Origin of the sequence: Nocardia sp. CA-107356 (assembly GCF_050946365.1) — a bacterium.
Lineage (GTDB): Bacteria > Actinomycetota > Actinomycetes > Mycobacteriales > Mycobacteriaceae > Nocardia.
Genome location: NZ_CP191992.1, coordinates 7,638,016 through 7,664,524 on the forward strand (window position 1 = coordinate 7,638,016; position 26,509 = coordinate 7,664,524).

Annotated in this window: 28 protein-coding genes; 10 read left to right on the forward strand and 18 right to left on the reverse strand. The window is 66.3% G+C overall.

From position 1 onward, the window contains the following. Window positions 1-139: 139 nt before the first annotated feature. Window positions 140-2,497 carry an arylsulfatase gene (locus tag ACQP1G_RS34435; RefSeq protein WP_433193856.1) on the reverse strand — a complete coding sequence of 786 codons (2,358 nt, stop codon included), beginning with the start codon at window positions 2,495-2,497 and terminating at the stop codon, window positions 140-142. A 214-nt stretch (window positions 2,498-2,711) separates the two neighbouring features. Between ACQP1G_RS34435 and ACQP1G_RS34440 the strand changes: the two genes are divergently transcribed. Continuing rightward, window positions 2,712-4,049 (forward strand): DUF2252 domain-containing protein, encoded by a 1,338-nt coding sequence (locus ACQP1G_RS34440; protein ID WP_433193857.1) that lies wholly within the window; start codon window positions 2,712-2,714, stop codon window positions 4,047-4,049. Between the two features lie 35 nt (window positions 4,050-4,084). Here ACQP1G_RS34440 and ACQP1G_RS34445 read toward each other — a convergent pair whose 3' ends face one another. The 5 genes from ACQP1G_RS34445 to ACQP1G_RS34465 form a co-directional block, all read right to left on the reverse strand. Continuing rightward, window positions 4,085-4,765 carry a TetR/AcrR family transcriptional regulator gene (locus ACQP1G_RS34445; RefSeq protein WP_433193858.1) on the reverse strand — a complete coding sequence of 227 codons (681 nt, stop codon included), beginning with the start codon at window positions 4,763-4,765 and terminating at the stop codon, window positions 4,085-4,087. Further along, window positions 4,762-7,029 (reverse strand): MMPL family transporter, encoded by a 2,268-nt coding sequence (locus ACQP1G_RS34450; protein ID WP_433193859.1) that lies wholly within the window; start codon window positions 7,027-7,029, stop codon window positions 4,762-4,764. Before ACQP1G_RS34450 ends, ACQP1G_RS34445 begins: the two co-directional genes overlap by 4 nt. A 115-nt stretch (window positions 7,030-7,144) precedes the next feature. Then, window positions 7,145-7,960, reverse strand: a complete 816-nt coding sequence (locus tag ACQP1G_RS34455) for an N-acetylmuramoyl-L-alanine amidase (RefSeq protein WP_433193860.1) — start codon at window positions 7,958-7,960, stop codon at window positions 7,145-7,147. Between the two features lie 50 nt (window positions 7,961-8,010). Next, on the reverse strand, window positions 8,011-8,832 hold the full coding sequence (locus ACQP1G_RS34460; RefSeq protein ID WP_433193861.1) for a hypothetical protein: 822 nt from the start codon (window positions 8,830-8,832) through the stop codon (window positions 8,011-8,013). A gap of 128 nt (window positions 8,833-8,960) precedes the next feature. Further along, a complete protein-coding gene (locus ACQP1G_RS34465; RefSeq protein WP_433193862.1) occupies window positions 8,961-9,590 on the reverse strand; it encodes a LysE/ArgO family amino acid transporter in 630 nt (209 codons plus the stop codon). A gap of 67 nt (window positions 9,591-9,657) precedes the next feature. Between ACQP1G_RS34465 and ACQP1G_RS34470 the strand changes: the two genes are divergently transcribed. Continuing rightward, window positions 9,658-10,545 (forward strand): LysR family transcriptional regulator ArgP, encoded by an 888-nt coding sequence (locus ACQP1G_RS34470; RefSeq protein ID WP_433193863.1) that lies wholly within the window; start codon window positions 9,658-9,660, stop codon window positions 10,543-10,545. Window positions 10,546-10,554: 9 nt separating this feature from the next. Here the strand turns inward: ACQP1G_RS34470 and ACQP1G_RS34475 are convergent, their stop codons facing one another. From ACQP1G_RS34475 to ACQP1G_RS34490, 4 genes are all read right to left on the reverse strand, one after another. Then, window positions 10,555-11,793, reverse strand: a complete 1,239-nt coding sequence (locus tag ACQP1G_RS34475; RefSeq protein WP_433193864.1) for a cytochrome P450 — start codon at window positions 11,791-11,793, stop codon at window positions 10,555-10,557. A 111-nt stretch (window positions 11,794-11,904) separates the two neighbouring features. Further along, window positions 11,905-12,072, reverse strand: a complete 168-nt coding sequence (locus ACQP1G_RS34480; RefSeq protein WP_433193865.1) for a hypothetical protein — start codon at window positions 12,070-12,072, stop codon at window positions 11,905-11,907. 11 nt (window positions 12,073-12,083) lie between these two features. Next, the gene (locus tag ACQP1G_RS34485; RefSeq protein ID WP_433193866.1) at window positions 12,084-13,511 is read right to left on the reverse strand and encodes an amidase; all 1,428 of its coding nucleotides are present in this window, start codon (window positions 13,509-13,511) and stop codon (window positions 12,084-12,086) included. Window positions 13,512-13,650: 139 nt separating this feature from the next. After that, a complete protein-coding gene (locus ACQP1G_RS34490) occupies window positions 13,651-14,112 on the reverse strand; it encodes a hypothetical protein (protein WP_433193867.1) in 462 nt (153 codons plus the stop codon). 229 nt (window positions 14,113-14,341) lie between these two features. Between ACQP1G_RS34490 and ACQP1G_RS34495 the strand changes: the two genes are divergently transcribed. Genes ACQP1G_RS34495 through ACQP1G_RS34505 form a run of 3 tightly spaced genes read left to right on the forward strand, consistent with a single transcriptional unit; the run spans window position 14,342 to window position 15,620 of the window. Continuing rightward, entirely contained in the window at window positions 14,342-14,794 is a 453-nt protein-coding gene (locus ACQP1G_RS34495) for an SRPBCC family protein (RefSeq protein ID WP_433193868.1), read from the forward strand. Beyond that, window positions 14,791-15,135 carry an ArsR/SmtB family transcription factor gene (locus ACQP1G_RS34500; RefSeq protein ID WP_433193869.1) on the forward strand — a complete coding sequence of 115 codons (345 nt, stop codon included), beginning with the start codon at window positions 14,791-14,793 and terminating at the stop codon, window positions 15,133-15,135. The genes ACQP1G_RS34495 and ACQP1G_RS34500 overlap by 4 nt, the downstream gene beginning before the upstream one ends. 41 nt (window positions 15,136-15,176) lie before the next feature. Beyond that, entirely contained in the window at window positions 15,177-15,620 is a 444-nt protein-coding gene (locus ACQP1G_RS34505) for an SRPBCC family protein (protein WP_433193870.1), read from the forward strand. Window positions 15,621-15,793: 173 nt separating this feature from the next. Here ACQP1G_RS34505 and ACQP1G_RS34510 read toward each other — a convergent pair whose 3' ends face one another. Continuing rightward, on the reverse strand, window positions 15,794-16,387 hold the full coding sequence (locus ACQP1G_RS34510) for a TetR/AcrR family transcriptional regulator (protein ID WP_433193871.1): 594 nt from the start codon (window positions 16,385-16,387) through the stop codon (window positions 15,794-15,796). 83 nt (window positions 16,388-16,470) lie between these two features. Here ACQP1G_RS34510 and ACQP1G_RS34515 point away from each other — a divergent pair, with 83 nt between their 5' ends. After that, complete coding sequence (locus ACQP1G_RS34515) at window positions 16,471-17,415, forward strand: SDR family oxidoreductase (protein WP_433193872.1); 945 nt, start codon at window positions 16,471-16,473, stop codon at window positions 17,413-17,415. 183 nt (window positions 17,416-17,598) lie between these two features. Here ACQP1G_RS34515 and ACQP1G_RS34520 read toward each other — a convergent pair whose 3' ends face one another. Next, entirely contained in the window at window positions 17,599-18,495 is an 897-nt protein-coding gene (locus ACQP1G_RS34520; RefSeq protein WP_433193873.1) for an alpha/beta hydrolase, read from the reverse strand. Between the two features lie 95 nt (window positions 18,496-18,590). On the opposite strand from ACQP1G_RS34520, the gene ACQP1G_RS34525 reads away from it, so the two are divergent. Next, window positions 18,591-19,622, forward strand: a complete 1,032-nt coding sequence (locus ACQP1G_RS34525) for a PucR family transcriptional regulator (RefSeq protein WP_433193874.1) — start codon at window positions 18,591-18,593, stop codon at window positions 19,620-19,622. Between the two features lie 211 nt (window positions 19,623-19,833). Here ACQP1G_RS34525 and ACQP1G_RS34530 read toward each other — a convergent pair whose 3' ends face one another. The 3 genes from ACQP1G_RS34530 to ACQP1G_RS34540 all read right to left on the reverse strand — a co-directional run bounded on the left by ACQP1G_RS34530 (window position 19,834) and on the right by ACQP1G_RS34540 (window position 21,685). Next, complete coding sequence (locus ACQP1G_RS34530; RefSeq protein WP_433193875.1) at window positions 19,834-20,610, reverse strand: alpha/beta fold hydrolase; 777 nt, start codon at window positions 20,608-20,610, stop codon at window positions 19,834-19,836. Window positions 20,611-20,730: 120 nt separating this feature from the next. Further along, window positions 20,731-21,144 carry a hypothetical protein gene (locus ACQP1G_RS34535; RefSeq protein WP_433193876.1) on the reverse strand — a complete coding sequence of 138 codons (414 nt, stop codon included), beginning with the start codon at window positions 21,142-21,144 and terminating at the stop codon, window positions 20,731-20,733. A 28-nt stretch (window positions 21,145-21,172) separates the two neighbouring features. After that, window positions 21,173-21,685, reverse strand: coding sequence for a DUF2231 domain-containing protein (locus tag ACQP1G_RS34540; protein WP_433193877.1), 513 nt, complete (start codon window positions 21,683-21,685; stop codon window positions 21,173-21,175). Window positions 21,686-21,798: 113 nt separating this feature from the next. On the opposite strand from ACQP1G_RS34540, the gene ACQP1G_RS34545 reads away from it, so the two are divergent. After that, window positions 21,799-21,948, forward strand: a complete 150-nt coding sequence (locus ACQP1G_RS34545) for a hypothetical protein (RefSeq protein ID WP_433193878.1) — start codon at window positions 21,799-21,801, stop codon at window positions 21,946-21,948. A 34-nt stretch (window positions 21,949-21,982) separates the two neighbouring features. On the opposite strand, the gene ACQP1G_RS34550 is transcribed toward ACQP1G_RS34545, so the two are convergent. Continuing rightward, window positions 21,983-22,678, reverse strand: a complete 696-nt coding sequence (locus ACQP1G_RS34550; protein ID WP_433193879.1) for an NAD(P)-dependent oxidoreductase — start codon at window positions 22,676-22,678, stop codon at window positions 21,983-21,985. 20 nt (window positions 22,679-22,698) lie between these two features. Continuing rightward, on the reverse strand, window positions 22,699-23,292 hold the full coding sequence (locus ACQP1G_RS34555; protein ID WP_433193880.1) for an NADPH-dependent FMN reductase: 594 nt from the start codon (window positions 23,290-23,292) through the stop codon (window positions 22,699-22,701). Window positions 23,293-23,536: 244 nt separating this feature from the next. Here ACQP1G_RS34555 and ACQP1G_RS34560 point away from each other — a divergent pair, with 244 nt between their 5' ends. Continuing rightward, on the forward strand, window positions 23,537-24,472 hold the full coding sequence (locus tag ACQP1G_RS34560) for an RNA polymerase sigma-70 factor (protein WP_433193881.1): 936 nt from the start codon (window positions 23,537-23,539) through the stop codon (window positions 24,470-24,472). 256 nt (window positions 24,473-24,728) lie between these two features. After that, entirely contained in the window at window positions 24,729-25,721 is a 993-nt protein-coding gene (locus ACQP1G_RS34565) for an alpha/beta hydrolase (RefSeq protein ID WP_433193882.1), read from the forward strand. A 97-nt stretch (window positions 25,722-25,818) separates the two neighbouring features. Here ACQP1G_RS34565 and ACQP1G_RS34570 read toward each other — a convergent pair whose 3' ends face one another. Beyond that, a complete protein-coding gene (locus ACQP1G_RS34570) occupies window positions 25,819-26,370 on the reverse strand; it encodes a hypothetical protein (protein WP_433193883.1) in 552 nt (183 codons plus the stop codon). Between the last annotated feature and the right edge of the window lie 139 nt (window positions 26,371-26,509).

A 26,509-nucleotide genomic window follows, 5' to 3' on the forward strand; every position in this document is an offset into this window, starting at 1 on the left:
GCCCCGCGCGACGAACTCGAGAAGTCGCGACGGGGCCGTCTGCTGTCACCTCTGAAAGACCAACCCGCACAACAGGTTCGATGGCACCGCCAGCGCGGATGACATCGGGTCGACGGTGCCTGTCATGGTCGGGCAGCGGTCATTCGCGGGAGAGCATGGCAACGGCTTCGCGTTCGAGGTCGACGTAGGGTTCGCCGCTGACATCCACGGCCACCCGGTTCAAGGTGCCACCAGTGAACGCCCACGGAGCGGATCCGGGGTAGTCGTCGGTGACCGATTCCCCACTGTCGCGGCCCGCGTGCAGACCCTCGCCAGCGAGACTGAACTTGCCTGCCTGGGTTCTGATCCGTCCCGAACCGACTTTGCGGTCACCGTAATACAGGCTCACGACGCCGTGCGCGGTGCCGGGCGGATCCTCACCGTCCTTCTCGAACGAGGCCGCCAGGATCAGGTTCTCCCCGGTCGGTAAATCCTCGGACGCGCTGATCTTCTGCTCCTCACTGCCGAGGAAGTTGTAGACATAGTGCAGCCGGTTGTCCTTGACGTAGAGGGCGTGGCCGCCGAACCGGCCGCCATGGGAGAACAGCACCCCGGCCGCACCCGGTTCGGGCAGGTCGACAAGCGCGCCGATCGAGTACGAGCGGTTGCGGATATTGACCGCGACGGACTCGGGCACCTCGGCTCCACCAGGACGGTAGACGTACCGGTTGCGGGGCGGCGCGAGCTGCGGACGCGGGGTGGTGACGATCTCGACGGCGGCGCGATCGTCGAGCGGCAACGCCTGGTTCGCACCGGCCTCGTGGAACCACAACCCGACCAGCTCGGCGAGCCGCACGGGTTCTTCGGCAGCGAGATCGCGCAGCTCCGATCGGTCCTCCTGGCAGTGGTAGAGCTCCCAGGTGTCCTCCGGAAAGTGGCCCCAGCCGCTGATGGCGGGATGGGTGGTGACGGCCTTCCAGCCGTCGTGCCAGATACCCCGAGTGCCGAGCATCGAATAGAACTGGGTCCGCTTGGCAGTAGGGATGTTGGCGGCGTCGAAGCTGTAGCGCATGCTCACACCCTGCAAGGGGTGCTGCGTGTATCCCTTCACCGTGTCCGGAAGCTCAATGCCGATGCAGTCCAACAACGTTGGGACGACGTCGACCGCGTGGTGGTACTGGTCCCGGGTCTCGCCCCGCGCTTCGATCCCCGCGGGCCACGAGATGATGCACGGGTCGCAGGTGCCGCCGTTGAACGAGTAGCGCTTCCACATCTTGTACGGGGTGTTGAAGGCCATCGCCCACCCGTTCGGGTAGTGGTTGTAGGTCTTGGTACCACCCAACTCGTCCAGTTTGGCGAGATTTTCGGCCAGATCATCCGGTACACCGTTGGCGAACTTGTTCTCGTTGACCGACCCGGAAGGACCGCCTTCGCCGCTGGCGCCGTTATCGGAGACCACCACGATGATGGTGTTGTCGAGCTGCTCGATGTCCTCGAGATAGTCCAGCAGCCGACCGATCTGATCGTCGCAGTGCGAGACGAATCCCGCATACACCTCGGCCATCCGGGCGAACAGACGCTTCTCGTCGTCGGAGAGGGACCCCCACGGTTTGGTGTAGTCCAATTCCGGGAAGGGTTGCCCATCCGGGCCGGTGCGGGTATCGGGGGTGCCGATCGGGTTCAGCGGCGGCAACTCGGTGTTCGCGGGGACCAGACCCATCTCCTTCTGCCGGGCCAGGGTCTGCTCCCGCATCGCCTCGTAGCCGGCGTCGAACCGTCCGCGGTAGCGGTCGGCCCATTCGCGTGGCACCTGGTGCGGTGCGTGGGCGCAGCCCGGCGCGTAGTAGAGGAACACCGGCCGGTCGGGGGCGATCGCCTTGACGTCTCCGATGAAATCGAGGGCCCTGTCGGTGATGTCGACACTGAAGTGGTAGCCCTGCTCCGGGGTGGCTGGCTGCTCGACGGGATGGTTGTCGTGGACCAGGTCGGGATACCACTGGTTCGTCTCGGCGCCGAGGAAGCCGTAGAAGCGTTCGAATCCGCGGCCGACCGGCCAATTCCTTTTGGTGGACGCCAAATTCATCTCGTCCTCGGCACACAGATGCCATTTACCGACCATCGCGGTGGAAAAGCCTTGTTCGACCAAAACCTCGGCGAGAGTGGCGCATTCCGCCGGGATGTGCCCGTTCGCGCCGGGGAAGCCGACCGCCGCCTCACTGATGCACGCCATGCCGTTGGTGGTGTGGTTGCGGCCGGTCAGCAGGCAGGATCGGGTCGGAGAACACAGCGCAGTGGTGTGCCACTGGCTGTAGCGCAGTCCGCTGGCCGCGATCCGGTCGATGTTCGGGGTGTCGATCGGGCCGCCGTAGCAGCCCACGGCCCCGAATCCTACGTCGTCGAGCACGATGTACAGCACGTTCGGCGACCCCGGCGGTGCCTTCGGTTGCTCGTATGGACCCCAGTCCGGGATCGAGTCGCGAATGTCGAGATTGACGAGACCTCTGAATGGCTTGGCCATTGCCTGCTCCTCGTACGGGGGGTCCCCCCTTTCATCCACTACACCACCGCCGACCCCCCTTGAACAGGGCCATTAGCACAGGTAAACGTGCGCACGTCAGCTGGGCGGGAGCGGTCGGTCTTGCGGGGCAACGGGCTCGCCGATGGATGGCCAGGTGGTTGCTGTGGCCTTTGTCGGGGGTGAGACTGGGCGGATGGCAGAGACAAGCTTTGCGATGACCACGCGGACTTCGGCCGAGCTTGGGCGGGCAGTTCGACGGCGGGTATCCCGGTCGGCATTGGGGGTGTGGGAGGCACCAGAGGATCGCGGCGATCCGATTGCGGTACTCGAGCGGCAGGCGGCGAGTCGGGTGCCGGAGTTGGTACCGATTCGATACGGGCGGATGGCAGCGGGGCGGTTCGCGTTCTTGCGTGGTGCGCCCGCGATTATGGCGGCCGATTTGGCCGCCGGGCCCAATACCGGGTTGGAAGTGCAGTTGTGTGGGGATGCGCATATGTCGAATTTCGGGTTGTTCGCTTCGCCCGAACGCGCGTTGGTATTCGATCTGAACGATTTCGACGAGACGTTGCCGGGGCCGTTCGAATGGGATGTGAAGCGCCTGGTCGCAAGTGTCGCGGTGGCGGCGCGGGCGAATGGGTTCCGTGATGCCGATGCGCAGGCGGCGGTGCTCGCGGCGGCGCGAAGGTACCGCGAAGCCATGATCCGACTGGCCGGACTCGATGAGATGAGCGTGTGGTACGAGCGGGTCGACGCCGAGCGGGTAGCCGCCTTGGTGCCAAAGCCGAAGCGGCGCAAGGATGTTGAGAATGTGATCAGCAAGGCTCGGGCGAGCACCAGTTTGCAGGCGCTCGGTAAGCTCACCGAACCGGGGGTGGACGGAACGCCGCGTATTCGGAGTCGGCCGCCGTTACTGGTGCCGATCGAAGAGGTGGACGCGGCGGTAATCGACCACATCTTCGCCGACTACCGCAAGACGCTCGCCGAGGACCGGCGGGTACTGCTGGAACGGCATCGCGTACTCGATATCGCGCGCAAGGTCGTCGGTGTCGGCAGTGTCGGGACGCGGTGCTACATTGTGCTGCTCGCGGGGCAGAACACCGGCAGTCCGCTGTTTCTGCAGGTGAAGGAGGCCCAAGAGTCGGTGCTCGCGCCGCATTTGAAGCGCAGCAGGTTTCGGCATCACGGGCATCGAGTTGTCAACGGGCAGCGGCTGATGCAGGCGGTGAGCGATATCTTCCTCGGCTGGGCGAGCGGGCCCGATCAGCGCAGCTATTACTGGCGGCAACTGCGGGATATGAAGGGGTCCGTGGTCATCGAGGATTTGAACCGCGCCGGACTCCGCGAATACTCCGAGCTCTGCGGGCATACGTTGGCTCGGGCGCACGCCCGTTCCGGTGATCGTTTCGCGATCGCCGCCTATCTCGGTTCCGGCGATACCTTCGAACGGGCGATGGGCGAGTTCGCCGTTGCTTATGCGGACCAGACGAATGCCGACCACGACGCGTTGCTCGCAGCGATCGCATCGGGACGGGTCGAGGCAGCCGCGGACTGACGATACCGACTTCTGCCACGGCACCTGCCAGGCGATCAAGGCTGTCGACGGTTTTCCTGTAGCCACTGCGCGACGCCATCAGGGGTCACGTCGTCGCCGAGCACATTGTCGATGACGGCCCGACCGACACAGACCGAGCGCAGTACGCGATCGGTGAACACCTCCGGATCGCCCCACGGCAGATAGGGTTTCGCGATCAGCAGTGAGGCGATCCCGTGCGCGCTCGACCACAGTTCCAGTACCACCGGCACCGGATCGCCGGGGGTGATCACGCCGAGGTTCATGCACTCGGTGACGGTCGCCGTGAAATGCGCGAAGGCACTGCTGGTCAACACCTGATCGACCGCGCCAGCGGTCTCGCCGGGCGCGGTGGCCAACCGGTAGTGCTCGGGATGTTCTCTGGCGAAGCGCACGTAGGCCTGTCCCTGCTGGCGCAGCCGCTCCATCGGTGATTCGTTCGGATCGGTCGCGGCCGACATCACCGCGTCCAGATCCTCGAATACCTGGGCCACCACCGCTTCGATCAACTGATCCTTATCCGCGAAATGGCGGTAGATCGATGGCGGGGTGACGCCGACGATTTTGGCGATCGCGCGGATGGAGACCGCGTCCACCTGACCTGCGTGAGCCAGCAATTCCTTTGTGGCATCAATGATTTCGGCGCGCAACCCCTCACCTGTGCCGCGTGCGGAGCGCTGCCGACGGGTGAAACTCACGTGCGCCCCGCCAGTTCATGCTTGCCGGATTCCGCTGTGCCGGACGCGGATTCGTCCTCGCGCAATCCGATCTTGGCGTGCAGCCTGGCAAGTGGCGCAGGCGCCCACCAGTTCGCGGTACCCATCAGTCGCATGAGTGCCGGCGCGAGGAGGCCGCGGATCAGCGTGGCATCCGCGAGCACCGTCAATGTCAGGCCGAGCCCCATCATCTGAATGAACGATACCTTGGAGGTGACCATGGCGGCCATCACGATGGCCATCAACAGTGCTGCGGCGGTGAAGATCTTGCCGGTGCGCGCGACGCCGAGCGCGACCGCGCGGTTGCTATCGGCCGCCGTGCGCCCAGAGGAGGCCAACCACTCCTCGCGGATGCGCGACAGCAGGAATACCTCGTAGTCCATGGACATGCCGAAGGCGAGGCAGAACATCAGGATCGGCATGGTCGGGACCAGATATCCGGTCGCATCACTGCCGAGCACACCGGACAAATGCCCGTCCTGGAAGATCCAGACCATCGCACCGAACGCCGCCGTCAGCGAAAGCGTGTTGAGGACAAGGGCTTTCAGCGGCAACAGCACGCTCCCGGTGAACAGGAACAGCACAACGAAGGTGGCCAGCACGACCAGCGCTCCGGCCAGGGGCAGTCGCGCACCCAGCGCGTCGAGGGCGTCGACGTTGATCGCCGCGGCGCCGCCGAAGAGGGCGGGCCCCGGACTCCGGACATCGCGCAGTTGGGCCAATTGCGTCTTGCCGGCAGCGGAGAAGGGATCGACTGTTGTCGCGACAGTGAGGAATGCGCCGGTGCCATTGGTCATCTGCGGCGGCCCGGCGGACGCCCTCATACCACCCGAGTACACGCCGCCACCGGAAAGCACACCGGCCACGCCCGGCACCTTCGATAGCGCGGCGGCGTAGTCACCGACGGCAGCGGGGTCTGCGTGGTAGCCGTCGAGTACCACCATGACATTGGTGGCGGCATTGGATCGGAAGTCGCTGCGCAGTGCGTCGCCGACGGTGCGGCTGGTGGCGGACGCGCTGGCGTTGAGCACCCGGTCGTCGGGGTAGCCGAATTTCACGCCGAGGAACGGGGATCCGACCGCGAGCAGCAGCACGATAATCGCAATGGCGACCGGTGCGGCATAGCGCATCACCCGCTGTACCGTGCGATACCAGAAGGTCTGCTCGGGTGCGAGATCGGCGTGTGGCGTCCGCCCGAGCAAGCGCCCCAATGGCTTTCGCAGATCGCCCGCGTTCACACGATGGCCGAGCAGCATCAGAGCCGCGGGCAGGACCAGGATCGAAGCGGCCGCGGCGGCGGCGACCACCGCGATGCCCGCGTAGGCAAAGGATTTCAGGAAGTACAGGTTGAACACGCCGAGCGCCGCCACCGACAGCGCGACGGTCAGCGCAGAGTAGAGCACCGTTCGCCCGGCGGTCTGCACCGCGCGCACCACGGCCGCCTCGACCTCGAGGCCATTGCCGAGTTCCTCGCGGTAGCGGCTGACGATGAACAGGCTGTAGTCGATGGCGAGCGCGAGGCCGAGTGCCGTGGTCAAATTCAGCGCGAAAATCGAGACGTCGGTGAATACCGTCAGGGTGCGCAGGATCGCCAAGGTGGTGAGAATCGCGAAGATGCCGACGGCCAGCGGCAGGAAGGCCGCAACCAGGCTGCCGAACACCAGGATCAGCACGATGAACGACAGCGGGATCGCCACACTCTCCGCGACCGCGAGATCGTGGGTGATCTGTTCGTTCACCTCGTGGTAGACCGAGCTGGCCCCGCCCTCGTCGACGGTGACGCCGTCCCGGGTGCCGACTACTTGTTCGGCGATCTCACCGGCGACCTTTTGGGCCGCGGTCTCCTCACCGGTGATGTACCCGAGCACCAGCGCACTCTTGCCGTCCGTGCTGCGCAATGCCGAGGACAGCGGCTGCGGCGTGTTCCAGTAGGACTGGATGCCGATCACGTCGCCGCGCGACCGCAGGGTGTCGACCAGCCGCGCGCCCGTGGCCTTGGCGGCCGCGCTGTCGGCGCCCGCATCGTCGTGGACCAGCAGGATGAGGTCGGGTTCGGCGCCGCCGAAGTTATCGGCGACGAGCCGGGATACCTGTGTCGATTCGGCATCGCTCGAGGTGAAGCCACCGGTCTTCATATGCGAGGTCACCGAGGCGCCGAATACACCGCAGAGCACGGCCAACAGTGCGGCAGCGAGCAGGATCGTGCGTGGATGCCGGGTGGCCAGATGTGCTATCCGTACGAGCATGAGCGACTCCCCTGTTCGACTGCACCCTGAAGTAACAGCGTTAGCGTAACGCCGTTACCTCAGGAGGTATAGGTACGTCCGGCAAGCAGACGGTGATCCCGATCACAGCTGTCCGCTATCCGAGGAAGGCCATGATGGCGGTAGTGATGGCATCCGCGTAACGTGCCCGGCCGTCAGGAGATTCGATCAGCGCGGCATCGCCCGGATCGCGCATATTTCCGCATTCCACCAGTGCGACCGGGCGTTCCGAGAGGTTCAGACCTGCCAGATCGGCGCGCGGGTTCATACCGTCCGACCCGACATAGGTCGACGGGGTGAAACCGGAGCCGATCATGGTGTCGCGCAACGTTGTCGCCAGTCGCCGCGACGGCTCGCCCTGTGCTGCATTCAGTGCCGGCGACGAGTAGGCGATATGGAAGCCGTGTGCGCCCGCGGCGGCGCCGTCGGCATGGATCGAGACGACCGCCGCTGCACCACTGCGGTTTCCGATGGCGGCGCGTTCGTCGACGCACGGGCCGACGCCCGCATCGTCGTCGCGGGTCATGACGACGCGAATACCGCGGGCGGCCAATGCGTCCCGGACACGATTGGCAACGTCCCAGGTGAATTCGTGCTCGGCGTATCCGTCGGTGGCCGAAGTGCCGGTGGTGTTGCACGCCTTGGTTTGTCCGCGACCGGCCGGCACCGGCCGGTTGATCTCCCCGGGCTGTGCGGCGTTGCCGCCGTTGTGTCCGGGGTCGATCACGACCACGCGGTCATCGGCGATGAAGGGCGCTGGCGTCGATATCGGTCCCGCGTCCGTCCGCGGCATCGCTGTCGATGCCGTCGTTCCCGACGCCGTGGTGCGCGCGGGTGTTCCCGGTGCGCAACCGCCGAGCAGCAGGCCCCACGCGCAGATGGCGGCGGTCGTCGTCCAGTTTCGGAGTCGCATGACTTCGACACTGCCATAGGGTTGCGGCCACATCATGAGCGAAGCGATACCTATCGGAACGCCAGCGCGCCGAGGGTATCGGCATGCCGGTACTGCAGATATTTCTTGACCGTCTCCACGTCGACGGCGGCGGTGGCCGTGGCCACCGTGACCACGACGAACTCCTTCTCATTCCCATCGCGCCATTTGCCCGTGACGAAACGATCAATATAGGTGCCCGAGCGCAGGTGCAGATCCGCATCGCTGAACTTGCCGAGCGCCGCGGCGGCTTGCCCCTCATCCGACATGGCGATGAGGAACTGGGTGATCTTCAGCCCGCCACTCTCGGCCCGATATACCAGTTCAGCGGCGTACTGGCAGCCCAATCCGGTGAGCTTGCCGTCTATCTCGAAATCCCGGCAGCTGGTGTGGTCGCGACCCTCGACCCAGTCGGCGTGCAGTTCCACATTGTCGAATTTGAAGTTCCAGTCACCGGCGAAGTCGTTGTAGGTGAGTTTGCCCGAGGACGGCTGACCGGGGCGTGGTGTCGTCGTGGTCGGTCGCTGAGTGCCCGAGCGCGGCGCACTCGTCGCCGGGACAACGGTGGCGGTGGTATCGGATGCCTGCGGCTGTCCCTTGTCACGGCCGGTGCTGACGACCAGCGCAACGCTGACCACGGCGAGCACCGCGACCAGCCCGAGCACTACCGCCACGATCACCCCGGTCTTGGACTTCGGGGGCTGCGGCGGCGGGCCCGACGTCGGCGCGCCGGGATATCCCGTCGGATAGCCGGTCTGCTCCCAGCCTGTTTGCACCGGATAGCCCACCGGCTGCCCCCATGGCGACGGATCCTGCCGCGGCGGCTGCTCGCCATAGCCGTACGGATAACTCACTGCCTGCCCACCTCTCACGCCTCGGGCGGCGACCCCCACCCTGCACAGCCCGAACCAGTCACGTACTGATCGCGATCCGATCCCGCAGCGTTGCAGTGTTCCAGCAAGCCTAGCCGTGGCCGGCGGGACTAGCTGGTGAGCAATAAGCCCAGCGCAAGCGCGAACATCACCGCCGCGATCGCCGAATCCAGGACCTGCCAAGCGCGCGGGCGGGCGAACAGCGGACCGAGTTTGCGAGCGCCGTAGCCGAGTGCGGTGAACCAGACAATGCTGGCGACCATCGCACCCGCCCCGAGGAACCAGCGGTCCGGGCTGGCGTAGGTGTTGGCGAAGGAGCCGAGGAGCAACACCGTGTCCAGGTAGACGTGCGGGTTGAGCCAGGTCAGCGCCAGGCAGGTGAGGATGGTCGCGCCGAGTGCGACGGTGGCGCCGGTGGATTCGGCGGTCAGCGACGATGCCGACAACGCGCGTCGCGCCGCGAGAATCCCGTAGCCGATCAGGAAGGCAGCACCGGCGTAGCGGATGACCGTCAGCACCACGGGGGCCGACCGGACGACGACGCCCAGCCCGCCGACTCCGGCCGCGATCAGCACCATATCGGATACCGCGCAGACCGCGACCACCGCGAGCACATGCTGCCCGCGCAAACCCTGGCGCAGGACGAAGGCGTTCTGGGCGCCTATCGCCACGATCAAGGAAAGTCCGAAGCCGAGTCCCGAGATGGCCGCCAGGGCCGCCGATGATGCCGTCACATACATCGACGCTAGCCGCGCGCATTGCACCAGACCAGCTAAAGATTCTGAAGTACCTTTACGATTTCTTAATATGGACCTACAGCTGGATCAACTCCGTGCGCTCAACGCGGCAGTCACCGAGGGCACATTCGACGCGGCCGCGCGCAGCCTGCGCGTGACACCGTCGGCGGTGAGTCAGCGCATCAAGGCGCTGGAGGATGCGGCCGGCCGCATTCTGCTGCAGCGCACAAAACCGGTGCGGCCCACCGAATCCGGACTCGCGGTGCTGCGGCTGGCACGGCAGATCGAACTGCTCTCCGGTGACACCGCACGCGAACTCGGAGATGCCGATCGCCCCGTGCATCGGCCGATCCGGGTGCCGATCGCGGTCAATGCCGACTCGCTCGAAACGTGGGTGATGCCCGCGCTGCGGCGCACACCGGCCGGTGTGTGTTTCGAGATACATCGCGAGGATGAGGAGCATACGACTCGGCTGCTGCGCGATGGAACGGTGATGGCGGCCATCACCGCCACCGCGGCGGCGGTGCAGGGGTGCCGGGTCGACAAGCTCGGTGCGATGCGGTATCGGCCCATGGCGAATCCGCGGTTCGCGCGCACCTGGTTCGCGGACGGACCGACAGCCGAGGCGTATGCCGCCGCACCGGTGGTGCTCTTCGATCGCAAGGACGATCTGCAGGACCGGCATGTGCGACGTCGGTGCAAACAGCCCGTCGATCCGCCGCGCCACTATGTGCCGTCCTCGGCGGGATTCGCGGAGGCGATTCGGATCGGGCTCGGGTGGGGGATGCTGCCGGATCTGCAGACTCGCGGTGGCCGGACCGGGCGGGACCTCGTACCCATCGATGGGGATTCCTACATCGATGTTCCGCTGTATTGGCAACAGTGGAAGGTCGACTCTCCCGCACTCAACGGGGTCGCCGCCGCGATCGCCGCGGCCGCGGGCGAGGCGCTGCGGTGATTCGTCCGTTCACACGCTCCGCGCTCGCGACTTGGGGAATGTCACCGGGAGCGCCGCCAGCGCCCGGTGGAACGGACCGGGCCGCCAGGTGAGCTCGGCCGCCGGAGCAGCCAGTTGCAATTCCGGTAGTGTGTCGAGCAATTCATCGATGGCGTCCTGAGCTATCAAGTACGCCATGGATTTTGCGGTGCAGGCGTGCGGGCCCGCACTCCATGCCAGATGTGAGCGGTTCCCGGTGTGCTCGCCTTCGATTTCCGGGTCGTTATTGCAGGCGGCCATGCTGATCAGCACGGGTTGGTGTGCGGGGAGCCATATTTCGTCGATCAGGATGGGCTGTCGCGGGTAGGTGATGCAGTAGTTCGCCAGCGGCGGGTCGGTGAACAACACCTCGTCCAGGGCGTCGCGGGTCGACAGACTGCCGCCGAGAATACTGTCCGCGACACGGTCATCGGTGAGCATCAGCAGTAGCGTGTTGGCGATCAGATTCTGCGCCGGTTCGATGCCAGCGCCATAGAGCAGCATGACATGTTCGAGCACCTCCAGATCGTCGAGACCGACGCGATGCTGTAGCAGTCGCGTCGTGATGTCGTCGCCCGGTTCGGCCTTTTTGAGCGCGATCAGTTCGGTCAACGCCTCGTGCACGAGTTCATTTCCCTTGGCGGCGTTGACCGTATCCAACATCGCGGCCAATCCGAGCGCGGTGCGCCCGCCGATTTCGGGCGGACAGCCCAGGACAGCGTTGATCGCGGTGAAGGCGAGCGGAAGTGCGTACTGGCCGATCAAATCCGCCGACCCGGTCTCGCAGAACGCATTGATCAGCGGTACGGCGATCTGCGCCACGGTGGTGTGCAGCGCGTGCAGGTCGACCGCCTCGATGGCCGCGTTCACCGCTTCCCGATACCTGGCGTGCACCGCGCCGTTGCTGTGCAGCAGGCTCGGGCGCCAATCCATCATGGGCAGGACCGGACAGTCGGGCGGAACGTCCTTCTGCCAGATGCGCGGATCGCGCGGAAAGTGCTCGGGATCGTGCAGGATGCGCACCGCGGCGCGATAGCCGACCACCAGGGTCGCGGGGGTGGCGGGGGCCAGATCCACCGGCACCAGCGAACCGTATTTGCGGCGCATCTCCCGATAGGCGCGGTGCGGATCGGCGGCGAACTCCGGCGTGTAGAGCGGAGCGCGTTCGCCGTCGGTGTCAATGGGAGAGCCGTGCTGAACAGGACAGGACAGGGGCTGCTGGGAAGTCACGAAACCAACTCCAAACGGTGGAACAAATTCGACGCGCATGCCGCCTACGTCGAATACCGCGGAGGTAGAGCCGAATTCACCGCCCCACCCCTGCGGCGTACAGATGCCGAATCAGCTCGGCGTCGCTCCCCGGTACGGCGCATAGCCGCCGCTGGGATCGATATATCGGGCGTCCTCGACCGATTGCAGCAGACCCGCCATCCCCTGCAGGAGCTGCTCCAGCATGGCGATGGCCGCGTTCTCCTCGTCGGAGGCGGGCCACGTCGGCTCGGTGCTCATGGCAATACCTTTCAGCTTCGGGACAGCGCGGGCGTCAGGCGGTGGTGATCGGTGCGCCGCTGGTAGGCGTCGCCCGCGCGCAGCACCGTCGCCTCGTCGAAGTGCTTGCCGCTGATCGAGATCGACAAGGGAACGCCATCGGCGGTCATTCCGATCGGGATCGCGATGGTGGGGTTGCCGAGCGAATTCCAGTACGGCGTATGCAATCCCGCGAGCACACTCACCGGGTTCAGCTGCTCCATGGCGTCGATGCGCGGAGCGCCGAGGTGGCCGGTCGGCGTGACCACCAGATCGACCTCGGTGAACAGCTCCGCCATCCGCCGCTGCGCGACATGCCGAACGCGTTGGGCCTGAACGTAATCCGCGCCGCTGACCGAGCTGCCAGCGGCGAAGACGACGCGACTGCCGCGGGCGTAGTCGTGGTAGCGCGAGCGCAGGGTCGGCCGGTGGTACGCGGCCGATTCGGCGGCCAGCACGATCAAGGCGGTCGCCGTCGTCTCCACGTACATGGGTATCTCGATCGGGACGATGGTCGCGCCCGCTGCACGCAGGGCGTCGATGGCCGCCGAGAACCGTTGCGGCTGTAGCGGATCCCGTCCGTCGCCGACGAAGCGATCGAGATCGTCCACGCCGATGGTGATTCCGTGCAGGTCACCGGTGAGCGCGGCAGGGTAGTCGGCGACGGGTTCGTTCGCACTGTAGGGGTCTTCGGCATCGTGACCCGCCAATACCTGCAGCAGCAAGGCGCAGTCGGCGGCCGTGCGAGCCAAGGGACCGGCATGATCAAGGGTGTAAGCCAGTGGCACCACACCGGATTTCGGCACCCGGCCGAATGTCGGCTTGAAGCCGGTGATTCCGCAGAAGGCCGCGGGAATTCGGAGGCTGCCGCTGGTGTCGGTGCCGACCGCACCCAGAAATGCTCCGGTCACAAGGCCACTGGCAGAACCGGAACTGGATCCGCCCGCCCACCGCTGCGCATCCCACGGATTGCGCGGTATCGGAAACGGCTTCTCCGGATCCGGAACCCCGATCGCGAACTCCATTGTGGTGGTCTTCCCGACCACGATCCCACCGGCCTGCTCGAGCCGTCGCACGACCGCGGCATCCCCCACCGATTTCCCCCACGCCGGGTCCAACACCAGGCTCTGCGCCGTGGTCGGCCCCGCCGAATGCGCGAAAATATCCTTGACCCCCAACGGAATCCCATCCAAGGGCGCCAGCCGCTCCCCCGCCGCGATCTTCCGATCCACCTCGGCGGCGCACGCCCGAGCCCGATCCTGGAACCGAGCCAGAAACACCCCGAACGTCTCATCGTGCGCATCCGCGGCAGCCAGTGCGGCCTCCACCAATTCCGCCGCACTCACCTCCCCCCGCCGCAGCCCCGCCGCCGCATCTGCGATCGTCGTGAATACCGTTGCTGTAGAATCAGTTTCAGTCATCACATCCCCGTCCGTCGTCCACGCTGATCCTGCCATGCGGCTGCGCGCGGCGGGCGAATTCGGAATACACATTCTTCACAGTTCCCGACAACCGACCGTGGCCGCCCACCAGAAGCGGGCCCGGGCAACGGCGACCGGATCAGGATCGGAAGGTCGCCGAGGTGACGGCGACATCGGCATAGCTGAGGTACCACCCGTTCCAGGTATCGGCGACATTCACCTGGATCCCATGACCATTCGCCGGACCGTCGGTGATCAACCACAGGCCATTGCCGTATCCGGTCGCCGCGCTGACGCTGCCATCCGACCACGCGAATGTGGCCGCACTGGTCGCACCGGGCGCGTTCCACGGAATGGTCACCGCGAACTGTCCGGCGTCGATACCCGGCAGCAGCGAGCTGACACACCCCCGCAGGGTGACCTCCCGCAGGATGTTCTGCCCCGCGCTACCGGTGCCGGGCACCAACCGGCCGGTCATCACGCTGCCCTGCTGGCAGCCGCCACTTGCCTCGTTCGGCGGGTAGGCCTCGCTCTGCGGCGCGCCGAGCACCGGTAAGGCACATAGAACCGCTGCTACCAGCACACTTCGACGAACGGACACGGCACCACCTCCCTGCGACGGGACAGCAAACCGACCTGGCCGGGCACGCTCGACACTGATGAAGACGCGAGGCACCGCCCACTCGATCAGCAGTTTAACGCCCGCCTCGGCGACTTCGATCAAACTCCGAGCACACCTCGATCCCCACATACGCGCAACCAATGGTTGCGCATTCGAAGATTGCGGACTACCGTCATGCGCAACCAAACATTGCACATGGAGGAAGCATATGGAGTACGGCAGCATCGAACGAGAGATCCACGTCGACGCCTCGCCCGAGGTGGTCTTCGAGGTCGTCAGCAGCCCTGAGCACATCTCGGAATGGTGGAGCGACGACGCCTCGCTCGAAGCGAGGCCCGGCGCGGTCGGTGAACTCATCTGGGGTGATCGGGCGCAGGTTGTCCCGATCACCGTGGTGAACGCCGAACCGCCTCGATTGTTCGCGTTCCGCTGGTGCTATCCCGACAGCAAGGTCGACGACTCCGCGAACACACTGCTCGTCACCTTCGAGCTCACCCCGTCGGGCACCGGCACCAGGATTCGGCTCACCGAGACCGGGTTCCGGGAGATGGGTTGGGAGGCAGCGAAATTGGAGGAGGAGTACCGCGACCACAGCACCGGTTGGGACACCTTTGTGCCCCGACTCGGGGAATACCTCGCGCGGCTGGTGTCGACCCCATGACCGCCGCCGTCGACGACGACCTGTGGTCCGCGGTCGGGGACCCGACCCGTCGGCGGATGCTCGACCTACTCCTGGCGGATGGCGGTGGTACGGCCACCAGCCTCAGCGGGCAACTACCGGTAACCCGACAGGCCATCGCGAAACATCTCGGCGTGCTCGACCGTGTCGGCTTGGTGCATGCCACGCCCGCCGGGCGAGAACGGAGGTACCAGGTGGACGAGGAGCAACTTGCCCGCGCGGTCGCGCAGTTGTCCTCGGTGGGGGCAGCGTGGGACGCCCGGCTCCGGCGGATCAAGCGGATCGCCGAGGCCATTCAGCGCAACAAAGACCTGCAGCAGTGAATTCATCACTGTGATATGGGAACTGGAAAGAGGAATCGAAAATGGTAGACATCCTGCACAAGGTCGGAATCAAATCGTCAGTGGCCGAGGCATATTCGGCATTGACCACCACCGAGGGGCTTTCCGGCTGGTGGACAACCGACACCCGAGGTAAAGGAAACGATATCGGCGGCGTGCTCCAATTCCGATTCGGGGCAGGCGGATTCGATATGAAGGTCCTCGAGCTCGACCCGGGCAAGCACGTGCGATGGGAGGTCGTCGACGGCCCCGAAGAATGGATCGGCACCCACGTCGACTGGAACCTCGATCAAGTCGACGACTACGCCGTCGTTCTCTTCAAGCACGAAGGCTGGAAAGAGCCGGTGGAATTCATGCACCATTGCAGCACCAAGTGGGCGGTGTTCCTGATGAGCCTGAAGTCGCTGATCGAAACCGGGAAAGGCGCTCCGGATCCGCACGACGTCAAGATCGACAACTGGAACTGACGTTTCCGCCCCTGCCGCAACGCATTTCGTCGCGACCACGGTAGGGGCGGTCACGGCCACCGCCGAGCGGCAGGTTGCGGATCACTGGTTCGTTCGCTGCTCGGCGGTGCGATCTGGGGTCGCCGCCCGCCGCGCTGCGAGCAGGTACGTGGCGTCGGGTTCAGGAGACCGGGTCAGGCGCGGATGTCGGCGTCTGTGCCGAGAGTTGTTGCGCGGGTTTGCAGATCGCGCAACGCCGCGTGCGCGATCTCGGTGTACGGCTGCTGATTGGTGGGCTCGATCCACTGCGCGAAGGCGGTGGCGAGCGCGAGGACGCCCATCTCGGCGGCCAGGCGCGCGGTCGCATCGTCGGCTCCGCGGGCACGCAGGGCATCGGCCATGGCGGAACCGAGGCGGGCCTGCTTGAGCAACTCGCGTTCCTGCAACTCACTGTTGGCCGCGATCACCGCGCGCCGCTGCCGGGCGAGATCATGGCGGTCCGCGGTGAATGCGTGGGCGACGGACTCCAGTGCCGCCGCGAGGCAGCCGACGGTCGTCACCTCAGGCGCGGCGGTGCGGATCGCCTCGGCGAAGCGTTCCGCCATCCCGTCCCGTCCACCGAACAGCACCTCACGCTTGTCGGCGAAGTGACGAAAGAACGTGCTCTTGGTCAGTCCGGCACGGTCCGCGATCTCGGCAACCGTGGTGGCGTCGTACCCGTGCTCGACGAACAGGGCGAGCGCGGCGCGCTCCAGACGTTCCCGCGCGTTCGGTTCCCATCGACCCATGGCTCCATCCTAAGTGATGACACCGAGTCGCATCACTTGTAGAGTGACGGGACCAAGTCTCATCACTCACTCCAGGAGCCACCATGCGTGTATTCGTCACCGGCGCGTCCGGCCATATCGGCTCGGCCGTCGTGTCCGAACTCGTAGCCGCCGGACACGAGGTCGTCGGCCTCGCGCGGTCGGACACCGCCGCGGCGACCGTCACCGCGCTCGGCGCGACCGCGCGACGAGGCGATCTCGACGATCTCGACGGGCTGAAAGCGGCGGCCGCGGACTACGACGGCGTCATCCACGTCGCGTTCAAACACGATCAGATGCTCTCCGGCCACGTCGCCGCCGCGGTCGCCGCGGAACTCGCCACCGTGCAGGCGCTCGGCGATGCGCTCGCTGGAACCGGCAAACCGCTGGTCACGGCGTCGGGCACGGGCACGTTCGGGCAGCTGGGCCGACCGTTGACGGAGGAGGACGCGGGCACGCCCAGCGGGGAGGCGGACGCGGGCACGCCCCACAGCCGTATCGACTCGGAGATCGCCGTGGTCGGCTTCGCGGAGCGGGACGTGCGGTCCTCGGTCGTACGGATCCCACCCATCACCCACAGCACGCTGGACCGTCACGGCTTCGCCCGGATGCTGATCGCCACCGCCGAGGAGAAGGGCTTCGCCGGGTACCCCGGGGCTGGAGCGAACCGGTGGCCCGCCGTGCACACACTCGACGTCGCCCACCTGTTCCGCCTGGCGCTGGAGAAAGCACCGGCGGGCACCCGATGGCACGCGGTCGGAGACGAGGGCATCCCGCTGCGCGAGATCGCACAGAGCATCGGCGACCACCTCGGCCTGCCCACCGAGAGCATCTCGGCGGACCGGCTGCAGGCCTACTTCGGCGGGTTCCTCGCGATGGTGATCGCTCACGACATCCCGACGTCCACCCGCACGACCCGCCGCGTCCTCGGCTGGGAACCGACCCATCCCGGCCTCCTCGCCGACTTCGACGAGGGCAACTACTTCACCACGCATTCGGCGCACATCTGACAAACCAGCCGCGGGTGTACGCCGCAGAGGGCGGCCGTGGCGAAGTGGCTGGCGATGTCGGCGCGGGTCACGCTATCGAACACCGCACCGCGATACGTCGAACACCGTCGCACGCGCCGCGGGCTGGCAGGCGAAACGAAGTGCCGCTCGACCCGACCGACAGCCCCCGATGACGCGAGACCGTCACTCGGCCAGCGCGCGGCGCAGGGCTGCGGCGAGTTCGGCATTCTGCCGCTGTGACACCTCCGCGGACAGGATCGCCTGCGACCCGTGGAACGTACCGGGCCACTGGTGCAGTTCGACCGGCACGCCCGCCTGCAACAGCCGCAGCGCATAGTCGATGTCTTCGTCACGGTTCGGGCAGAACTCCGCGGTGGCGATATAGGCCGGTGGCAGGCCGGACAGATCGGCGGCCCGTGCCGGCGCGGCATACGGCGTCGCTTGCTGCGAGCCCAGGTAGTGCCCCCACATCTGGGCGACTTTCTCGCGAGTCACAAAGGGCGTATCGGTGAAGTTCCGCTGCGACCACGTCTGCTGCCGGTCGTCGAGACCGGGCTGGTTGAGCAGTTGGAAGCGGATCGGCGGCCCCTGCTGGTCCCGCGCCCGCAATGCCACCGCGGCCGCGAGCCCCGCACCCGCGCTGTGGCCGCCGATCGCGATCCGAGCCGGGTCGATGCCGAGTTCGGCCGCGTGCTCGGCCGTCCAGGTCAGCACCGCGTAGATGTCATCATGCGCGGCGGGGAACGGGTTTTCGGGGGCCAGGCGGTAGTCCACCGAGATCACCGTCGCGCCGGAACCGTTGGCCAGCAGCGTGGCCCACGGATGTTCGGTGTCCAGATCACCCATCACGAATCCGCCGCCGTGCAGCCAGATGATGGCACCCTGCGCATCGTGCGGCCGGTAGATCCGCACCGGTACATCGAAGTCGGCGGGCACCGTGCGAGTTTCGATCTCCATCTGCGCGGTGGCCGGTACCGGAATCGCGGCGGCCAACTCGGCGAGCTGCTTACGCGCGGTGGGCGGGTCGGTCAGGTCGGCCGGCGGGAACAGCGGGAGGAATGGTTCGAGTTCGGGATCCATGACAACTATCCTCGCGATCGGCTACCGCCAGATCATCCGCCAGCTGTCGGACATTCCGGCCCCACACCGCGACGATCGCCGCATATCCTCCTGTCATGGATGCCTTGGTCCTTCGGCTGTCGCAGTTGGATTCCGAAGCCGAGGGCGCGCTGCGCGTTGTGATGTTCTACGACACGTTGATGCGCCGTCGGGTGGATCTCCCGGCGCTCGCCCGCGCCTCGGCGGGCCTGGCCGAAGACGTGGCCGGGATACGGTTGCACGGCACGGGACAAGTGATCCGATTCTCGCCCGACGGCCGGGAGGCATCGACCCCGCCACGGTCCACGTCCACTACATCGCCGATCACCCTCGATGAGGAGGAGATCGGCACCGTGTGGCTGGAACGCACCGGCCCGCCCCGTTCGCTCGACGACCTACTGCTGGAGCGGCTCGCCATCGCCGCCGCAGCGGTCATCGAGCGATACGGCCCGGCCCGCACCACCATGGCCGACCCCGCCCTGGTCGAACTCGTGATCAGCGCCGACAGCGACGAAGCCGCCAGAGCCCGAGCCCTACGCCTGCTGGGTTTCGCCCCCGACCTGCCCGTTCACGTCGTCGCCGTGCGCTCCCCGCTTCCACTCGACCGCATCGGCGGCCTGATCTGCCCGAACCGCCCGGTGAAAGCGGCACCGCTCGCCGACGTCGGCGTCCTCCTGGCCACCACCGTGGACCCGGCCCGGTTTCCGGCAGGCGTACACGCGGGTATCGGTGCCACCGACAGCCCCGACCGATCCTGGCAGCAAGCCCGCACCGCCCTCCGCTTCACCACCGCACGCCAGCCGATCGTCCACTACGACCACCTCGGCGCGCTGGCACTACTCGCACAGGTACCCCGCGACGACGCGCAACACAACCCCGATGTGGCCGCGATCGCCCGAATGGCCGACAGCCCAGACGATCTCGAGACACTGGACGCCTACTGCGCCACCGGCTCGCTACGCCGCGCCGCCCAGGTACTCCACCTGCACCACAGCAGCGTCGCCCGCCGACTCGAACAGATCGGCAAGACCCTCGACATCGAACTCACCGACCCCACCGGACTGATACGAGCCACACTCGCCCTCATCACATGGCGGCTACTCGACTGATCCGCCTCGTCGCCCTTCGCCTCGAAAGTGGCTACACCGCAAGGGGAATGATGTCCGCGCTGGCGGAGCGCTCGTCCGTGGGTCGGCGCCGCACCAGCCCTGGCGGCCGCAGGTGCGATCCGCGCCGACATCGAGCCCGACGATGTGCTGCAAGCGGTGGCAAACACCGCCGCCGGTGAGGCGAGGATCGGCGAACTCGTGCAGAAAGCGGTCAGCTGAGGAACGCCCGCAAGTGTGGGTTCACGGCGTCTGCGTCGGTGAGGCTGAGGAAGTGCGCGCCGCCGTCGATGATCACTGGAGGTTCGGCGTTCGGCAGGGCCGCTGCCAGCTCGCGGGCGCGGTCGACGGAGTAGGCGGCGTCGGCCGAGCCGTGCAGTACCAGAGCCGGGCAGCCTATCTCCGGCACTCGGTCGAGCACGCTGTCCCGCTCGACCAGTGGAGTGAGTACGCGGTCGACGTGGTCACCGGAGAGCAGCCGCCACTTGGCCTGCCACTCGGTCGCGTCGTGCGAACCGAGGCAGATCGCGGCATTGAGGTCGAGCAGTTCCTGGGTCGGACCGTATTCTCGCCAGGCGGCGGCCGCTTGGCGGTACCCGGCGGCCACCTCCGGATCCTCCGCGCTGCCCGACGTGCCGAGTAGCGCCAGCGCGGTCACGCGGTCCGGCGCCAGCAGCGCCATCCGCAGGGCGATGAAACCGCCCTGACTCGTGCCGACCACGGCGCAGCGGTCCACCCCGAGCTCGTCGAGGAGGCCGAGCGCGTCGCGGGCCACATCCCAGTAGGTGAACGGGCGGTCGGCCGGAGTGCCGCCGTGGCCACGCTCATCCATCGCGATCAGCCGGAACGCATCGCCGAGCGCCCGCACCTGGGGGGCGAACATGTCGGCGTCCATCAGATAGCTGTGCAGCAGCAACACCGCGGGCCCGGGGCCCTCGTGATCGATATAGCTCACCAGCTGACCATCGTTGACCTTCGCCGTCTTCCGCACGGGCCCAAGTCTATTCAGACTGCCGCCACCTCGAGCGGTTTGTCGCGACAGCGGTCCGTCGTGGCCGAACAGCCGCGGGCACTCGAGCCGCTGTGGACACCCCCGGATGCGACACGATCGCTAGCTGCCGACACCGAGGGCCGTCAGCAGCACGAGCACCACCGTGGTGACGGCGAGCAGCCCGTGACCGGCCACGACCGCCACCGGAAAATGGCCTTCGGCGAGCTCGGGTGTATCGGCCGTAGCGCGGGCCCGATAGGTGGGCAGCCAGCGCAGAAACATGACGAAGCCGAGCAGCGCCACCGGGATCAGCAATGCGAACGCGATCCAACCGAGCGCGTCGTTGTCGACGGCGAGGTAGATGATCCACACCACCAGCCCCGAAACAGCGAGCAGGAAGTGGCCGAATATGACCGGCGGCGGGAGATGGGAGCTATCCGCTTGTCGCCCACCGCCTTTCGTGATCCAGGTGCCCAGCAGTACGAAACCACCGACGGCGGTGAGCAGCCAGAGGATCAATGCTGCGATGCCCATGATGTCTCCTGACGACGAGGTGAATGGTTCAGCGTTGGTAGCCGGTGGCCTGGGTGGTTTCATCGGCCACCCGTACGCCGTAGCGGTAGGCGAGTTTGCCGCCGAGGTAACCCGAGACCGTCAGCACAGCGAGTGCGGCAATCGACAACGCCAACGGGCCCGGTGGTACGGCGCCCTGTGGTCCGCCGCGGGATAGCCGCCACCAGAAGTCGAGGGCGAAGGCGACGGTCACCGTCAGATTCAGGCTCATATGCACCAGACCGGTGCGAAATGCCGAGGTGCCGGTCGGGATGGCGAACAAGTCCAGGAAACCGACCATGGCCGCGGCCAGTGCGCCGAGCACTCCGACCGCAATGAGCCACACCGCACCGCGGGCGAGGAACTGCGGGTCGTCCACCACATGCGAAGAGATGTCGAACACCAGGCTCGCCACCCATGCCCCGATCGGCACCGTGACCAGGATCGGGTGGAACGGATGCCCGTACGGGCCCGCCAGCATCGCGCTGACCGGGTGTTTGGCCTGCTGCATGTCACTGGTCACGATGACCTCCTAGCGTGGCCCAGCGATACCGAATTCATTGGCGTCGCCGAGTTGGTCCAGTCGGCACACTGGGCGGATACCCATTCGGTTTCGACCGACACAATGTCGTCAGCGTGGTCGCGCGACAGCCGACCGCGATGGCAGAGCACCGCCAGCCGGGTATCGACAAGGCCTACCGCACCGGGTCCACCGATGCGGCCGCGTATGCCACGAAGCGCGTCGTGCCGTGCGTGGATATTTTCTCCGCCCACGCGATGATGTGATGCGGCGCGGGCGATTTCGTGCCGACGAATCGGCTCAGCTGCTGGCGAGTGCTTCGCGACGGATCCACTGGAGCAAGGTGGGGTTGTCGACGGTGGTGATGACACCGACGGTGGTGCGGCGGTAGCGATCGTCGTCCAGCAGGGCCAACATGCTCGCGGCCAGGCCCGCACGGGCGGTGAACCTGCCGTCGGCGTGACCCTCGACGATGGTGTAGTCGGTGACCGACGGCAGGTCGTAGAGCCCGCTCGGGCGCACGATCGTCCAGTCCAGATCGCTGGCGCGCACCAGCGTTTCCATCCGCCGCATGTCGTCGTACAGCGTCTTACCCAGCACCCGCGTCACGTACGGCAGCAAGACTCGGTTGAACAAGAACCCGCCATCGGAGTACGGGTGCGGGTCGACCCCGCTCGAGCTGACCACGGCGAGCCGACGCACCCGATGCCGGTCCATCGCGGCGACAATATTGGCCACACCACTCGAATAGGTGCTGATCGGTTCCTTCCCCGCGGGCACCCCGAGCGCCGACAACACCGCATCCCGTTCCGCAACGGCCGCGTCGACGGCCACCGGATCGAGTACGTCGGCTCCGACTACCTCGAGCCGATCATGGTGCAGCGGAAACGAGTCCGGCTGCCGGGTGACCGCAGAGACCTGATGTCCTGCGGCGAGTGCCTGGCCGGTGAGCAGGCGGCCGGTGCGCCCATTGGCTCCGAAGACGGTGATACGCATGACGACTGTCCTTATCCTGGTTACTGGACCTGCTGGCGAACGGCTCGGGCAGCCGCGCGCAGCGGGCCGAGTGCTCGTGCCCACGCCAGCAGCTCGTCGACCAGCCCGTGTACCTCCGCCGTATGCAGCTCGCGCGGCCGGAAGTCGACGAAGTTCACGAAGTCTTCGCGCAGCGACAGCGCCACCTGCGGCCCGATATCGGCCATCCGCAGCCCGCCCGCCTGCGCGCGCAGCTTGTGCACCGCCATGACCGCGCCGAAGATGCCGTAACCGACGTAGGCGACCGGCTTGCCGCCCCACTCGTCGTAGAGGTAGTCGATAGCGTTGGTCAGAGCGGCGGGCGCAGCGGTGTTGTACTCGGGCGTGACGAAGATGTAGGCGTCGTACGAGCAGATCCGCTCGGCCCATCGCCGGGTGTGCGGCTGCTGGCCCGGCGCACTGCCCGCCGGGATCGGCTCGTCGAGCAGCGGCAGCCGATAGTCCTTCAAGTCCACGAGCTCGAATTCCGCTACGTCGCTCGCATGTTCGGCCGCCAGGTCCCGAACCCATCGGGCCACCTGGTCGCCGATGCGGCCGGGTCGGGTGCTGCCGATGATGGTGCCGATTCTGATCATGTTCGAATCTCCTGTGGTGGTGTTCGTCGGAAGCTGGAGACGCCTGCGCTGTGGACGCCCATTTCCTCGGGCGTGACCGCGCTGCCTGCTGTCGGAGTACCTGGACGAACACGAGACGCCCGTCGCCGTGCCCCTGTGACAGGTGCGGCGACGTGACGTGCGCCACTGATCGTGGGTGTCACAAAGCGGGCCGGGCGGGCGTCTCGTGTGTGGCACATTCAGAGTGAGCGGGCAGGAGTCGGCGATGAGCGAGCACAGCGGGCGGACAATGGGCACGGCCGAGCCGCCCCGTCACGACCGCGCCGATCCCGCCACCGAAGCGTTCCTGGCCCACCGCAATCTGCTGTTCACCGTCGCCTACGAGATGCTCGGCTCGGCTGCCGACGCCGAAGACGTCCTGCAGGAAACCTGGCTGCGATGGGTCCGGGTCGACCTCGAGACCGTGCAGGATCGGCGGGCCTACCTGGTCCGGATCACCACCCGCCAGGCGCTCGACCGGCTGCGTGCCCTCGACCGGCGCAAGGAGTCCTATGTCGGGCCCTGGCTGCCCGAGCCGCTGCTCACCGCACCCGATGTGGCCGAGGACATCGAGCTGGCCGACAGCGTCTCGATGGCGATGCTGCTGGTGCTCGAGACCCTTGCCCCGACCGAGCGGGCGGTATTCGTGCTGCGCGAGGTATTCGACCTGGCCTATGACGAGATCGCCGACGCCGTCGACAAGACCCAGGCCGCGGTCCGCCAGATCGCCCACCGGGCACGGGCACACGTCGCCGCGCGCCGACCGCGCGGAGTTGTTTCCTCGGCCCAGACCCGAGACGCACTCGAGGCGTTTCAACGAGCGGTCGAAACCGGCGACCTACGCAACCTGCTCGCGATCCTCGCGCCCGACGTCGTCGCCCTGAACGACGGTGGCGGAATCAAGCAGGCCCTACCCCGGCCCGTCGTCGGGGCCGACCAAGTGGCTCGGCGGTTCGCCGTCTACTGGGACTCGATCGGCGCCGCGGCGACACTGCAACCGACACAGGTCAATGGACACCCGGCACTGATCATCCGGCTCAACGGCGAGCTCGACAGCGTGATGGCGGTGCGCATCGACGACGGACTGATCAGCGGGATCTACTCCGTGCGCAATCCGCAGAAGCTCTCGCATATGCAACGCGAAACCCTGCTGCAGCGTTGAGGCCGTTTCGGCTGCGCCTGCGGTGACCCATTTCGTCGGTCTGCCGCGGGTCCGATCGGCGACGATTGCACAACTGATACCGAGTGGGGATCAATATTCCCAGGCTCGAGAGCGATGGCGTGGCAATCTATGATGATCTTCCCGATTCCGGGCGCGGCGGGGAGTGCAGGCGCGCACGAAGTGACTTGGTGTTGGCGGCAGCCGAATTCGGCGTCTGTTCGGCAATTTTCCAGGGAAACCGAGTAGGAGGTGCGGGATGGGCAAGGCAACGCGAGCTGGGGATCAGCGGGGAGTTCGTGGTCGGCTGGGCAAGACCGGCATCGTCATGGCGACAGCTCTGCTGGTGTCATGGATCGGCGCGGCGGCGGCTACCGCCGCGCCGATCAACGCGCGGATACTGCGCACATCGGCGGGCGGTATAGAGGAGCTATTCGTGCCGTCCAGTATGGGGCCGATCAAAGTGCAGGTGCAATGGGCGGCGCGCGGCGGGAGCGCGGCTCTCTACCTGCTCGACGGTCTCCGTGCGCCGACCGACCACAATCAGTGGACTACCGATACCGATGCGCTGCGCCAGTTCGCTGGCGACAACGTCACTTTGGTGTTTCCGGTCGGTGGTCGCTCTAGTTTCTACACCGACTGGTACCGACCGAGTAGTACCAATGATCAGGCGACGACGTACAAATGGGAGACCTTCCTTACCCAGGACCTCCCCGCCTTCCTGGCGGAATACGGCGTATCGCGTACCAACAACGCCATTGCCGGAGCGTCCATGGGAGGCGGCGCCGCGCTGACGCTGGCTGGTTACCATCGCGACCAGTTCAAGTTCGCCGGATCCTTTTCGGGATTCTTACAACCGACGTTTCCGCTCTGGAACGAAGCGATGCGCGCTGCCCTGCGGGACGAAGGCAACTTCAATCTGGACGATATGTGGGGTCCGGTCGGGGATCCTGCCTGGAATCGCAACGATGCCACCGTACAGGCCGAATTGCTGCGCGGACTGCCGATTTACGTCTCGGCGGGCAATGCCCTGCCCGGTCCACTCGACCTGCCGTACGGGGTCGGTAATACGGCGAATGCGATCGGCCTGGAAGCCATAACGGTGATCGCCGCCCAAATGTTCCGTGATCGAACCGCGGCATTGGGAATTGCCGCCCGTATCGATATCGTCAACGGAACACACACCTGGCCCTATTGGCAGCAAGCGCTCGCGACTGCGCGTCCGATGATTCTCGACGCACTCCGCGCGTAATTGGTAACCAACGATGTGCAGACGGAAACGGGCCGGGCGGCCAATAGGCGCCCGGCCCGCATGTCATTGTGTTCGATTACCTCCACTGATCGACCCGTCACGGGAACGGTGTGAAGAAGCCGATGGCCGCACCAACGGCTGAACCGATGACGCATCCAATGATGGCTCCGACCCAGAAGAACCAGATGCCGATCGCAGCGCCGACCGCGCAGCCGATGGCCGCACCGACGGCGATCGAAATCGGTCCCAATGCCTGCTGTACGCCGGGCATAGTCTGTGACGTGACCGCCTCGGTTGTCGGCCCGCCGACCGGTGTCAGGGTCAGTTGCGTGCTGGTGCTGTCCAGCGCCGGTGACACCGCGAGAGCCTGTCCGGCCTCCGTACGCAGTGTCGTTGGGATGGTGCCGACTACCGCACCGTCGTTCGCCAGGACGCTAACCCCGTCGGGCGTGACGGCGAAACTGCCGGAAGCGAGGCTTACCAGCGCACTCGTGTGATCGGCCGCCAGACTCGTCGTGTACGCGACTGGTCCGTCCACACCGCTGAAGCTGACATCCGCCAGCCCCGCCTCACCATGCGCCGTGGCCGTGGCTATGCTCGTCGCAGCGACAGCCATAAAGGCGGTCGCTATCAATTTCCTGATGACCATTTGACTTCCAATCCTTACCGATTCCATTTGACGTCCCCCCCGACGAACGGTACCGAATAGCTTTATTATCATGCGCCGCCGAATTGATCTTTGTCGATGGGGTCAGCCAATTTCCGAATTACGGTCTGTTTTCACCCCC

Bases quoted from the DNA above. Each gene is read 5' to 3' on its own strand.
- ACQP1G_RS34505 (WP_433193870.1), top strand. From the start codon at position 15,177: ATGGTAGACATCCTGCACAAGGTCGGAATCAAATCGTCAGTGGCCGAG.
- ACQP1G_RS34480 (WP_433193865.1), bottom strand. From the start codon at position 12,072: ATGAGCACCGAGCCGACGTGGCCCGCCTCCGACGAGGAGAACGCGGCC.
- ACQP1G_RS34570 (WP_433193883.1), bottom strand. From the start codon at position 26,370: ATGGTCATCAGGAAATTGATAGCGACCGCCTTTATGGCTGTCGCTGCG.
- ACQP1G_RS34565 (WP_433193882.1), top strand. From the start codon at position 24,729: ATGGGCAAGGCAACGCGAGCTGGGGATCAGCGGGGAGTTCGTGGTCGG.
- ACQP1G_RS34470 (WP_433193863.1), top strand. From the start codon at position 9,658: ATGGACCTACAGCTGGATCAACTCCGTGCGCTCAACGCGGCAGTCACC.
- ACQP1G_RS34435 (WP_433193856.1), bottom strand. From the start codon at position 2,497: ATGGCCAAGCCATTCAGAGGTCTCGTCAATCTCGACATTCGCGACTCG.
- ACQP1G_RS34500 (WP_433193869.1), top strand. From the start codon at position 14,791: ATGACCGCCGCCGTCGACGACGACCTGTGGTCCGCGGTCGGGGACCCG.
- ACQP1G_RS34495 (WP_433193868.1), top strand. From the start codon at position 14,342: ATGGAGTACGGCAGCATCGAACGAGAGATCCACGTCGACGCCTCGCCC.
- ACQP1G_RS34550 (WP_433193879.1), bottom strand. From the start codon at position 22,678: ATGCGTATCACCGTCTTCGGAGCCAATGGGCGCACCGGCCGCCTGCTC.
- ACQP1G_RS34450 (WP_433193859.1), bottom strand. From the start codon at position 7,029: ATGCTCGTACGGATAGCACATCTGGCCACCCGGCATCCACGCACGATC.
- ACQP1G_RS34465 (WP_433193862.1), bottom strand. From the start codon at position 9,590: ATGTATGTGACGGCATCATCGGCGGCCCTGGCGGCCATCTCGGGACTC.
- ACQP1G_RS34525 (WP_433193874.1), top strand. From the start codon at position 18,591: ATGGATGCCTTGGTCCTTCGGCTGTCGCAGTTGGATTCCGAAGCCGAG.
- ACQP1G_RS34510 (WP_433193871.1), bottom strand. From the start codon at position 16,387: ATGGGTCGATGGGAACCGAACGCGCGGGAACGTCTGGAGCGCGCCGCG.
- ACQP1G_RS34515 (WP_433193872.1), top strand. From the start codon at position 16,471: ATGCGTGTATTCGTCACCGGCGCGTCCGGCCATATCGGCTCGGCCGTC.
- ACQP1G_RS34440 (WP_433193857.1), top strand. From the start codon at position 2,712: ATGACCACGCGGACTTCGGCCGAGCTTGGGCGGGCAGTTCGACGGCGG.
- ACQP1G_RS34560 (WP_433193881.1), top strand. From the start codon at position 23,537: ATGAGCGAGCACAGCGGGCGGACAATGGGCACGGCCGAGCCGCCCCGT.
- ACQP1G_RS34485 (WP_433193866.1), bottom strand. From the start codon at position 13,511: ATGACTGAAACTGATTCTACAGCAACGGTATTCACGACGATCGCAGAT.
- ACQP1G_RS34455 (WP_433193860.1), bottom strand. From the start codon at position 7,960: ATGCGACTCCGAAACTGGACGACGACCGCCGCCATCTGCGCGTGGGGC.
- ACQP1G_RS34520 (WP_433193873.1), bottom strand. From the start codon at position 18,495: ATGGATCCCGAACTCGAACCATTCCTCCCGCTGTTCCCGCCGGCCGAC.
- ACQP1G_RS34535 (WP_433193876.1), bottom strand. From the start codon at position 21,144: ATGGGCATCGCAGCATTGATCCTCTGGCTGCTCACCGCCGTCGGTGGT.
- ACQP1G_RS34555 (WP_433193880.1), bottom strand. From the start codon at position 23,292: ATGATCAGAATCGGCACCATCATCGGCAGCACCCGACCCGGCCGCATC.